The 11,096-nt window shown below is 57.5% G+C and carries 12 protein-coding genes; 8 read left to right on the top strand and 4 right to left on the bottom strand.

The features are described 5' to 3' along the window. The 6 genes from PQR62_RS25070 to PQR62_RS25045 form a co-directional block, all read left to right on the top strand. Positions 1-367: porin (locus PQR62_RS25070; protein WP_408160696.1), on the top strand; the 367-nt coding region annotated here is incomplete at its 5' end. 110 nt (positions 368-477) lie between these two features. Next, entirely contained in the window at positions 478-1,308 is an 831-nt protein-coding gene (locus tag PQR62_RS25065; protein WP_408160803.1) for an IclR family transcriptional regulator, read from the top strand. A gap of 302 nt (positions 1,309-1,610) precedes the next feature. Then, complete coding sequence (locus PQR62_RS25060) at positions 1,611-2,366, top strand: MipA/OmpV family protein (protein ID WP_408160802.1); 756 nt, start codon at positions 1,611-1,613, stop codon at positions 2,364-2,366. A 790-nt stretch (positions 2,367-3,156) separates the two neighbouring features. Then, the gene (locus PQR62_RS25055) at positions 3,157-3,714 is read left to right on the top strand and encodes an FxDxF family PEP-CTERM protein (RefSeq protein WP_408160801.1); all 558 of its coding nucleotides are present in this window, start codon (positions 3,157-3,159) and stop codon (positions 3,712-3,714) included. Between the two features lie 444 nt (positions 3,715-4,158). Then, positions 4,159-5,472, top strand: a complete 1,314-nt coding sequence (locus PQR62_RS25050; protein WP_408160800.1) for an acyltransferase family protein — start codon at positions 4,159-4,161, stop codon at positions 5,470-5,472. A 378-nt stretch (positions 5,473-5,850) separates the two neighbouring features. Then, positions 5,851-6,552, top strand: coding sequence for a hypothetical protein (locus PQR62_RS25045; protein WP_408160799.1), 702 nt, complete (start codon positions 5,851-5,853; stop codon positions 6,550-6,552). A 218-nt stretch (positions 6,553-6,770) separates the two neighbouring features. Here PQR62_RS25045 and PQR62_RS25040 read toward each other — a convergent pair whose 3' ends face one another. Next, positions 6,771-6,977: a hypothetical protein gene (locus tag PQR62_RS25040; RefSeq protein WP_408160798.1), complete on the bottom strand. Its 207-nt coding sequence runs from the start codon at positions 6,975-6,977 to the stop codon at positions 6,771-6,773. Positions 6,978-7,128: 151 nt separating this feature from the next. On the opposite strand from PQR62_RS25040, the gene PQR62_RS25035 reads away from it, so the two are divergent. Next, complete coding sequence (locus PQR62_RS25035; protein WP_408160797.1) at positions 7,129-7,278, top strand: hypothetical protein; 150 nt, start codon at positions 7,129-7,131, stop codon at positions 7,276-7,278. 134 nt (positions 7,279-7,412) lie between these two features. After that, positions 7,413-8,177, top strand: a complete 765-nt coding sequence (gene xth / locus PQR62_RS25030; RefSeq protein WP_408160796.1) for an exodeoxyribonuclease III — start codon at positions 7,413-7,415, stop codon at positions 8,175-8,177. A gap of 95 nt (positions 8,178-8,272) precedes the next feature. On the opposite strand, the gene PQR62_RS25025 is transcribed toward xth, so the two are convergent. The 3 genes from PQR62_RS25025 to PQR62_RS25015 form a co-directional block, all read right to left on the bottom strand. After that, entirely contained in the window at positions 8,273-8,551 is a 279-nt protein-coding gene (locus tag PQR62_RS25025; RefSeq protein WP_408160795.1) for a hypothetical protein, read from the bottom strand. Further along, positions 8,548-9,045, bottom strand: coding sequence for an arsinothricin resistance N-acetyltransferase ArsN1 family B (locus tag PQR62_RS25020; RefSeq protein ID WP_408160793.1), 498 nt, complete (start codon positions 9,043-9,045; stop codon positions 8,548-8,550). Before PQR62_RS25020 ends, PQR62_RS25025 begins: the two co-directional genes overlap by 4 nt. 82 nt (positions 9,046-9,127) lie before the next feature. After that, positions 9,128-11,014: a propionate--CoA ligase gene (locus PQR62_RS25015; protein ID WP_408160792.1), complete on the bottom strand. Its 1,887-nt coding sequence runs from the start codon at positions 11,012-11,014 to the stop codon at positions 9,128-9,130. Between the last annotated feature and the right edge of the window lie 82 nt (positions 11,015-11,096).

Genomic DNA, 11,096 nt, shown 5'->3' with positions numbered 1-11,096 from the left:
CACTTACACCATCGACAAGCTGAAGATGTTTCTCGGTTACGAAAACCTGCGCGCGCCGGATGTGGCGTCGGGCTCGCCGGACAAGGTGAATCATTACTGGCTGGGCGCGAACTACCAGATCACGCCGCAGCTCACGCTGATCGGTTCGGCCTTCCACGTCAATGTGAACAACAACGGCGGCAATGCCAACCTGTTCATGGTCGGCGCCAACTACTACCTGTCCAAACGCACTTTGCTGTATGTGGGCGCAGGCACCGTGCGCAACAGCGGCAACGCGACCTTCTCGGTGGAAGCCGACGAAGCCGGCGCACCATTGCCGGGCCAGAGCCAGAACGGCGGCTACTTCGGTATCAGCCACTCGTTCTGATTGTTCCGACGACGAGCCGGCCGGCAGCCCGCACTTGAGGGATAATGCGGGCTGCCAGCTTCCGACCGCCCGCGCCAGCCAGCGCCGGGCGGCTCACTCACTTTGCCACCATGCCGAAACTCAAGAAAACCGAGCCCGACTCTCAAGACAAAGCGGACGATGCCAGCAACGACGGCAAGACGCGCTACGCCGCACCGGCGCTGGACAAGGGACTGGATATTCTGGAACTGCTGAGCCGCGCCGAGCAGATGCTGACGCTCAATCAGATCTCCAAGCAACTGGGACGCAGCGTCAATGAAATCTTCCGCATGGTCGTCACGCTGGAACAACGCGGCTATCTGATTGCCGACAACGACCAGTACCGGCTTTCGCTCAAGCTGTTCGAGCTGGCGCATCATCACGAACCGATCCGTTCGCTGGTCAGCACGGCGCTGCCGCACATGCGCGAACTGGCCAACCGCACCATGCAATCGACCCATCTGACGGTGTATGAAGCCGGCCGCGTGATCGTGGTGGCGCAGGTCGACAGCCCGGAACGCTGGGCCTTCGGCCTCAAGGTCGGTGCGCTGGTGAGCCTGACCGACACCGCTTCCGGCCATGTGCTGCTGTCCTTCCGCGACGATGCCGAACGCGGTCGCATGCTGGCGGCGCATGTACGACTGGACGGCGAACAGGACGTCGATCACGGCCAGCTGCTGCGCCAGATCGCAGAGACCCGCGAGCGCGGCCATTCACGCATGGAAAGCCGCCAGATCCGCGGCGTGGTCAATCTCTCCTATCCGGTGATAGGCGCCAACAACAGCATGCTGGCGGCGCTCAACGTGCCCTACATCGAACGGATCGACAAGAAGATCAATCCCAGCCTGGATCAGGTGCAGGACATCGTGCATGAAATTTCGGTGCGGCTGTCGGCACTGATGGGCAACAGCAGCTTCGGCTGAGCAGGCGACGCGCGCGCTTGCAGCGACATTCTCCGTCCCCTCATTCACGGCGGGACATTCATGCACGACGGGCATCCTCGCCACGCCCTGCCGCTCTGAGAGTAAAATCTCGAACTTTCCCGAGTTATTTCTGCCTCATGGCTCAGGCCTTGTTCACCATGATCAAGCCCTGAACACAGGCGGAAAAACCGGTAACTGCACATCAGCCGCGGCATAGCGGAAAGCTGCAGCCGGCGGCTTGAATCTGAGACCGCCGCAGAGAACAAAACAAGCTTCACGCCAAAAAAATTGAAAGAACAACAATGATCAAGACCAGTATCGCCGTCGCGCTTTCCCTGCTGTGTGCAGGCCCGGCCATGGCACAGCAGAGCCAGAGCAGCAACGACGACTTCCCCGACCACATCAAGGGAGATCTCGGCGCCGGCGTGTTCCGGCTCGATCGCAATGTCGTTACCAAGAGCGACCACACCACCGTGCTGCCCTATGCTTATTTCGACTACGGGCGCTTCTTCGCCCGCCTCGACACCTTCGGCATCAAGACCGTAAAACTGGGCGCCGGCTATCTGGAACTGGCGGCACGCGTCAACTTCGAAGGCATCAAGGATATACGCGGCCTGAGCGACCGCTCCAATCCGATTCCGATTGGCATAGGCACCTTGCAGGAAACGCCTTACGGCGCCTTCTTCCTGAACGCTTTCTACGACGTCAACAAATCGCACGGCACGCTGCTGGAAGCCATCTACGCGGCGCAATTCGACGTCGGCCCGGTCAGCATTTATCCGCAAGTGGGCATCGAGCGCCGCAGCGGCAGCTACAACAATTACTTCTTCGGGATCAGCCAGAGCGAAGCCGGCGCCAGCGGCTACCGCGAATATCACGCCGGCGCATCAACCAGCCCGATGCTGGGCCTGAGCGCACAGATGCCGATCAACGACAAGTGGAACCTTAACTTCACCTGGCGTCGCAAATGGCTGGGCAGCGCAGTGGCCGACAGCCCCATCGTCAAGCGCAGCACAGAAAACATGGCCTTGCTGGCGGTAAGCTACAACTTCAAGTAATTCAAGCGGGGAATCATCGCTTGCCCGGTTTTCGGCGCCAAACGCGAAATCCGACTCTTTACTGCCGACGCGCCGTTGCCGCCCGAGACAGGGTCGCAACGGCGTGTTTGCGCTGGCGTACAGAAAACATCGCCCCTCCCTTCAGCAACGATGACTGGACGGCAAATCCACTCATCGACCTGCTTCAATTCGCGCCTGCATCCATCAGCAGATCTCTTTCCGGCCTGATGAATCATCGTCAATGAAGCTCCGCAGCGACGTCGCGCACACGCCGAACCCGCACATCAAATAATCATTTCGTTCTGATCGGCCGGTGCTTTAAAAAATGCCGAATCCACCACAAAACCCGCCAGCGCTGCACACCACGACACCTGAGCGTGCCATTTAGCTGATGTAGCCCCAAAAAAACTAATGCGAGTAAATTGAAAATAAAAATATTTCAGCAAGCGTATTCGGCTCGACAGACGCCGGTAAATTTTAAGAATCTGATTCTTTTACTGAACGCTTAAAAATTTCCCCTCATCATGAAAATCACGCTACAAAAAACAAAAACCCCTTCAAACAGGCACTTTCAAGCGTGACGCACCACAACATATTTTCGAATTCCACTTCAAATTTATTGCCCCTATCTGCAATTAGGATTAACCTTGAGTCATCGCTTATAAATAAAAGTCATGTAAGCGAATTGTCAGGAAAATGCGAATAGATATTTCGGCAAGGCATCTAAAGCCGTGTTTTCTCAATTCGCATTCATTTATTCGCCAACAAGAATCAAGAAAAGGGGTGTTTCATGCAAAAGTTTCTCAAGGGTATTTTTCTGGCGCTGTCGCTGGTTCTGATCGGCCAGGTCGCCAATGCGGCACAGATCAACGGCACCACCGCCGTCACATTCAATGCCGACACCGCGACCATAGGCGCAAGCTTCGGCAATGGCACAAAAGGCAAGACCTTTCTGGAGAACTACACCTTCACCTATGGCGGCGTATTCGATCTGTCCAGCGCGGTTATCTCCATCGCGCTGAGCAACGTCAGTGCACTTACCATCTCCAGCTTCACGCTGAGCGGCAACGGCAACACCTATACCGGCACCAAGTCGACGATCGGCAATACCGTGTACTACACGCTTGACGCCGATCACCTGAGCGCAGGCAGCTACATTCTGGCGGTCGCAGGCAAGGTCACCGGCACACGCGGCGGCAGCTTCGGCGGCAACATCAACGTTACCGCCGTTCCTGAAGCCTCGAAGATCGCCATGATGCTGGGCGGCCTGGCACTGGTGGGCTTCATGTCGCTGCGTCGTCGCCGCGCTGAAACGGCTCGTGTCCAGGGCAACATGCTGGCAGCCTGAATCAAGGCTTGACTGAAAAAGAAAAGGACCGCGATGCGGTCCTTTTTTTCATGCGGGCGACGATAACATTTCAGGCAAGACGAACAGGAGCAATGCCGGCAGGACTTAATGCCTTGATCGGCTCGGTTATAAATGGGCGCTGCTCAGCAAGGAACCGGCCTCCGCTCTTGACCTCTTGTCGTTCGCAGAACTATGTCTGCCGCGACCAGCCGACGCGATGGTCGCTGCCCTCATCCTGATACTGCCATCGGGTATCGCAGACCTCGCACACATATTGCTGGACCCGTGCCCGCACCTGACCCGCCAGTTCGGTACGTCGTGGCGTCCCCTGTGCCTTCAGCCGTTCATGACCATCGGCATTGCGCCGCCCCGGAATGATCGAATCGCATCGTGCGCACGTCATGTTTTCCCCCTTCTGATTTTTTGATTTTCGAGCATCCTAGCATGATCGAATCGATCCGGCATTCAGCGTTTTGTCAGCCTGTTCTGCGCCTCCCGCCCTGGGCATTTTCAATTCGAGTTCTAGCATGCTTGATTGCAAGCCGACGCAAGGCAACACTTCTTGCAGGGCAAGCCAGCAAAGGCTTTCAGCATGCATTTGCATACAGGATTTTGCAATTGCAGTATCCTGCTGCAAATCCAATGATCTGCAAATGCCAAGGGGACCACATGATAAAAAAAGATCACTTCCTGAGCCTGGACGGCTTTCGCGGTGTAGCCGCCATTCTCGTGGTCTTGCGGCACACACTTCCTTTTTTCGGCGGCAATCCTTTCTATGAAAGCTACCTGGCGGTCGATCTCTTCTTCCTGCTGAGCGGCGCCGTTGTTGCCCGCGCCTATGAAGCAAGACTGCTGGGCGGACTGCCGCTTAAAAGCTTTGTGTGGATCCGGATGCTGCGGCTTTATCCGCTCTATTTCCTTGGCACCGCCATCGGTATCGTCGCTGCGCTGACAGGCGCGATCCAGTACGAAAAACATCTGGGGCTCGCCGCCGTACTCGGCCTGCTCTTCATCCCCGGCATGCAGGCAAGCACGCTGTTCCCGCTCAACAGCCCGGCCTGGTCGCTCTCGGCCGAAGTCGCGGTCAATGTATTTTATGGCTGGAAAGTCCGCCTGCTGAACGATCGCGTGCTGCTCGCGGTGGTCGGCGTCGCCATGCTTGCCCTGATCGCCTTTCTTGCTTTTTCGCCGGGGCATAGCCTCGATGCCGGGTTCAAGCGCAAGACTTTTTACGTCAGCTATATCCGCGTAGCACTTTCATTCGCTGCCGGTATTCTGCTGTATCGGATCTATACGCGGCGCGTAGCCGGGCCGATCGTGAGCAATGGCAAGGTAGTACTGGCCATGTGCGGTCTGGCCGGCTTGCTGATGTCATCTCCGCCGCTGCACCTGGTGGCTTTCTTTGATTTCTTTGCGGTGTGCGTCGGCTTTCCGGTGCTCATTTATGCAGGCATGCGCTACCAGACCAGCGGCTGGCTTTCGCACCTCTGCAAATTTCTGGGCATCGTTTCTTATCCGATCTATATCGTCCACTCACCGATCGCAGAGCTCATCAGATTGAGTGCGCCCAGGCTCATCGGTCATCCGGTCGATGCGTATGCGCCGATGGCAGGCATTATTTTCCTGATGGCGATCAGCTTGCTGGCCTGGCTTCTGCACCACTATTACGACGAACCGATACGGCGTTACATCGGTGCAAAAGTTGCACGCAGAGCGGCCATCCGCGCGGCGAGCGGTATCACTCCTACATCGACATAGCGCCCCCTGCGGGACGCACAAAAAAAGGAAGCTCGCGAGCTTCCTTTTTTATTGCACCCGACGAAACATGAGGACGTTTTTTGCAGCGCAGAGATCAATGCCCGAGAATGTCTGTAACGTTTTGATACCACTTCTTTAGCCCTCGTCAGTTCTCCGTCAGCTCAAACGCAAATGCCTCTGCTTTAATAGCACTTAGACGCTTCGATGTACCCATGTCGCCATTCAACATCCTCGTCATGCAGCCACTGCGCCGCGACCTCTGCACACATCAGGCAGCCTTGGCAATTCATGCGCCCGTACACCAAGAAGCTCCCAGCAGCACCAAACCGAAAGCAATTGCCTATGCGTCCGTCGCCTATAGATCAAGAAACAGTCGCCATGAGTCAGCTACCGGAACTGCCTCAGCCATGGGGCTATGCCAGAAGTGTCGATGGCCGTATTGAAATTTCCGTCGGCCCCACGCCTCCACCCGACAAAAGTACCGGATATGCGACGCCGTGGGCCGGTATGTATGGCCGCGATGCTATGTTCGATTTTGCCGAACGGGCCCTGGCTGTCGCGCAACGGGAACCGATGAACGATGAACAGATTCTGAAAGCGCTTCCCGGCAGCATCGGCTATCGCCCGGCCGACACATCGGAGAAAGGCGCGGGTAATGGCGAGGGATCCCATGGCCTGACAACAGCCGCCGTCCGCATCTGGCGCGCCTGCGAAACCGCACATGGAATAGGCGCGGCACGCGGCTCAGGCGCCAGACGGGTGGTGCCATTGAACCAGAACATCGATTCGCGTTTGCCGCTTGCGCCGCAATGGTTCGATATCGGGAGCGCGCCGCGAGACGGCACCCGCATTATCTTGAGGTGCAAAACGCTGCCGCATCCATTCGTAGGTTACTGGGGCGATGGCAAATGCACGCCTGCAAGCGGCGCAGGAGAAGTCTATTTCGACCCGGAGCTGGCCGGCTGGAATGGCGCGGCTGAACACTTGTATTTCTGCGATAGCGGGGACGTAGAAAATAACTTCTACGAGGAAGACATCATCGGATGGGCGCCGCTGCCGTCACGCATCGCCTCCGAATAAAAGCTCTGCACTCAGTCTGCGCAATTCGATCCGGTGTAGCGAACCGGAAGCCACGGAAACCCAGGTTGAATTCAAACCTGCCGCCACCCTGCAGGCACAGTCGGTAGCAAATGGATGGTCGGCAAACACAGCGGCGAGCTCATCAACACGTAGCACAGCCTTGGGTGGTTTTAATTGATCGCTGCCTTGCATCTGATCCAGCCGCCTTCGGCGGCTTTTTAGTTTTTGGAATGTGCGCTCGTGAGGATGATGGGGGCAGGCACAATCTCTTCGCCGTCTTCCAATGACTGGCGGTATCTCGCCGAATTTTCTTTGTTGATTTGATATTGCTCTTCAGCGTGCTGATAGGCCAATTGCTCTGCTGGCGATCTGCTGCAAGCGCATATGGCCAGTGCACAGATGACCAAGATTAATGACTGACGCATTTTCGTCTCCATAATTTTTAATTTCTTTGCGGAAAATATACGCCTTTTATTTCCATGCGGCAAATTAAATATCCGCATACCGCGGCTTGGCTTTAGGCCCTGCCACCTCAGCCATGCACTCACGCCGCTCTTTGCTCCACAGATATCTTTCGTGGACGAGGAGAGCTATGGCGACCAGCGTCAGTCCAAAAAGAATGACATGACTGCAGACAAGCCATTGCAATTGGGCGCCATTGAAATTGCAAGATCGTTTTCGAGGCTCAGTGCGGGCATCGCCCTGCTGGTGCATCGAGCGGAATAAGAATAATCAGTGATGCTATAGTGTCATCCGCTCAAATTTAATGCCTGATTGCAGCACATGAATGCGGTGCAGCGTGGACGTCGAGTCCACGCCTCCCGCTGCAAACACAGGCCAGACAAGGATCAGCATCACCCATGAAAATCGCCACCTGGAACGTCAATTCGCTCAAAGTCCGCCTGCCGCAGGTGCTGAAATGGCTGGAAGAAAATCCTGTCGATGTGCTGTGTCTGCAAGAAACCAAAATGACCGACGACAAATTTCCGGCAGCCGAAATCGCGGCGGCCGGTTATATGGTCGAGTTCAGCGGGCAGAAGACATACAACGGCGTGGCGATCCTGTCGCGTCAGCCTATGACGGAGGTGGTGAAGAACAATCCGCTGTTTCCCGATGAGCAGCAACGCATCATCGCCGCGACCATCGAAGGAGTGCGCTATGTCTGCGCTTACATTCCGAACGGGCAGTCGCTGGACTCCGAAAAGTATCCCTACAAACTGAAATGGCTGGCGGCGCTGCATGAGTGGCTGGAACAGGAAAAGGCGATCTATCCGCGTCTGGCGCTGCTGGGCGACTACAACATCGCGCCGGAAGACCGCGATCTGTATGATCCGGTCGGCTGGAAAGATCAGGTGCTGGTGTCGGTACCCGAGCGCGATGCCTTCAAGAAGCTGCAGGCGCTGGGCCTGACCGACTCCTATCGCATGTTCGAGCAAGCTGAAAAAATGTACAGCTGGTGGGATTATCGCCAGATGGGTTTCCGCCTGAATCGCGGCCTGCGCATCGACCATATCCTGCTGTCGGCAGAACTGAGCAGCCGCTGCACCGCCTGCGTGATCGACAAGGTGCCGCGCAAATGGGAGCAGCCCTCGGATCACGCGCCGGTAGTGGCGACGCTGGACTGATTTGCTTTCCACAATGAAAAAGCCCGCGACAAGTCAGCGGGCTTTTTCAATTGTGACGTGGGGCAAGCTGCCTGAATCTCAAGAAAGAAAGATACCTACTCTGCCTCCTCAGGCTTCTCTTTCTTGTTCTTCATATTCTTTTCGAAGGCCACGTCCAGCTTGCTGACGCGGCGCGCTTTTTGCGGGCCGAAAGCGTTCACGAATTTCACGAAGTCATCCAGCTCCAGCGCTTCACTGAGTTTTTCCATCGGTGCGCCGGCCACGCGCTGCACCAGCTGAAAACGCTCATCCGAAGTGCGCAGCATGGAATATTGCCTGGTCTCGGCGCGCGAGTTCAGGCGTTCAATGGCGCTGGCGGCGCGGGTTGATCTCATTGCATTTGCTCCAGATTAAGCTGCCAGTAGCCGACATCCAGCCAGCGATCGAACTTGCGGCCGACCTCGTTGAATTGTCCGCATTTCACATAGCCCATCTTTTCATGCAGGGCCACGCTGGCAGGATTCGGTTGCGTGATGCCGCCAATCACCAGATGCACTCCCATCTGCTTCAATTCGCTCAGCAAACGGCGATACAGCTGCGTGCCGACGCCCTTGCCGCCGCTGTCCTGGCCCAGATAGACCGAGCTTTCCACCGAGTAGCGATAGGCCAGACGCGGCTTCCATTTGCTGGCGTAGGCATAGCCCAGAATACGCCCTTCTTCTTCGTACACCAGCCACGGGAAGCTGGCGCTCACTTCGGTGATGCGTGCCGCCATCTCTTGCGTGCTCAAGGCATCCAGCTCAAAACTGATGGTGGTGTTCAGCACGTAGTGGTTGTAGATGGTGCAGATGGCTTCGGCATCGGCGAGCGTGACGGGACGAATGGACATGAATCGGAAACAGAGCGAACGAAGAAGCAGCTAGTGTACCCAAATCCGCAGCCCTTCGCCCCGCTCTTTCCCTCTGCTTTTGCTAGCCCTGCAGCGCTGCGCGAATCTGATCCAGCGAAGTCGGATCTTCGATGGTGGTCAGGTCGCCGGCGTCGCGCCCTTCACAGAGGGCCTGGATCGAACGGCGCAGCAGCTTGCCGGAGCGCGTCTTCGGCAGCAGGCTGACGCAATACACGCGCGCAGGCCGGCCGACGGCGCCGATCTGCTTGTCGACCAGCGCCATGATCTCGGCTTCCAGCGCCTGCTTTTGCTGCGACGAGACTGCCGACTCCGCATTGCGCGCGATCACGAAGGCGATGGCCACCTGACCTTTGAGCTTGTCTTCGATGCCGACCACGGCAACTTCCGACACGTTCGGATGGCTGGAAATGCTCTCTTCAATCTCGCGCGTGCCGAGCCGGTGACCAGCCACATTGATAACGTCATCGGTGCGGCCGAGGATGAAGTAATAGCCGTCCTCATCGCGTATGCCCCAGTCGAAGGTGGAATACACCTGACGCGGAAAATTCGACCAGTAGGTGTCGACGAAACGCTGATCGTCGCAATACACGGTCTGCATGCAGCCGGGCGGCAGCGGACCTTCGATCACTACCACGCCTTTCTGATTGGGGCCGCATTCCGCGCCGGTGCTTTCATCGATGATCGCCATCTTGTAGCCGTACAGCGGCACGCCGGGGCTGCCCAGCCGCGTCGCCTTGTCTTCCACGCCCTTGGCGATGGAAATGATGGGCCAGCCGCTTTCGGTCTGCCAGTAATTGTCGATCACCGGCACGCCCAGCGCATTTGAAATCCAGCTCGAAGTGGTTTCATCAAGCGGCTCGCCGGCCAGATACAGCGCCTTGAGCGAGGACACGTCGTGCTTTTCCATGAACTCCGGCGGCTGCTTCTTCAAGACCCGGATCGCGGTCGGCGCCGAGAACATGCGCGTCACCTTGTATTTCTCAACGATGCTCCACCATATGCCGGCGTCCGGCCGGATCGGCAAACCCTCGTACAGCACGGTCGCCATGCCATGGATCAGCGGCCCATACACGATGTAGGAATGGCCGACCACCCAACCGATGTCGGAGGTGCAGAAATAAGTTTCGCCCGGCTTGCCGCAGAACACATGCTGCATCGACGCCGCCAGCGCCACGGCATAGCCGCCGACGTCGCGCTGCACGCCCTTGGGCTTGCCGGTGGTGCCGGAGGTGTAGAGAATGTAGGAAGTCTCGTTGGATTCCAGCCAGGTCACCGGCACGTCGGCGTGCAGATATTTCTCGCGCAGCGGCGCGTAGTCGACATCGCGTTCCAGCGTGCGCGGCATTTGCGCCAGGCCGCGGTCTGCCAACAGCACATGCGCCGGCTTGTGCTGCGCCAGCCTGATCGCTTCGTCCAGCAAACCCTTGTAAGGCACCACCTTGCCGCCGCGCGAGCCGGCGTCGGCCGAGACGATCAGGCGCGGTTGCGCATCGTCGATGCGGGTCGCCAGACTGTTCGACGCAAAGCCGCCGAACACCACCGAATGCACCGCGCCTATGCGCGCGCAGGCCAGCATGGCGAACACCGCTTCGGCCATCATCGGCATGTAGATCAATACACGGTCGCCACGGCTCACGCCCAGCGACTGCATGCTGGCCGCCATTGCGCATACCTCGCGGTGCAGCTCGGCGAAGGTATAGTTTTTTTCGCTGTTGGTTTCGGTCGAGATCGCAATCAATGCAGTCTGCTCAGCACGCTCGGCCAGATGCCGGTCGATGGCGTTATAGCAGAGGTTGGTCTGGCCGCCGATGAACCAGCGCGCGAATGGCGGCCGCGAAAAATCCAGGGTCTGCTCGAACGGTTTGTGCCAGTGAATGCGCTCCGCCTCCCTGGCCCAGAACAGTTGCGGATGATCTATCGACTGCCGATAGAATTCGTCGAATTGCATGATGTCTCCTCATGTAGGACGTTGCGTCCTGATTGGCTTTTCGCCGGTTTTGCCTGATTCATTCAGGTCTGTGGCCGTGCTG

The organism is Herbaspirillum lusitanum, from assembly GCF_046025995.1.
GTDB classification, from domain to species: Bacteria; Pseudomonadota; Gammaproteobacteria; order Burkholderiales; family Burkholderiaceae_D; genus Herbaspirillum; species Herbaspirillum lusitanum_A.
This window is presented reverse-complemented; position numbering and strand designations above follow the sequence as displayed.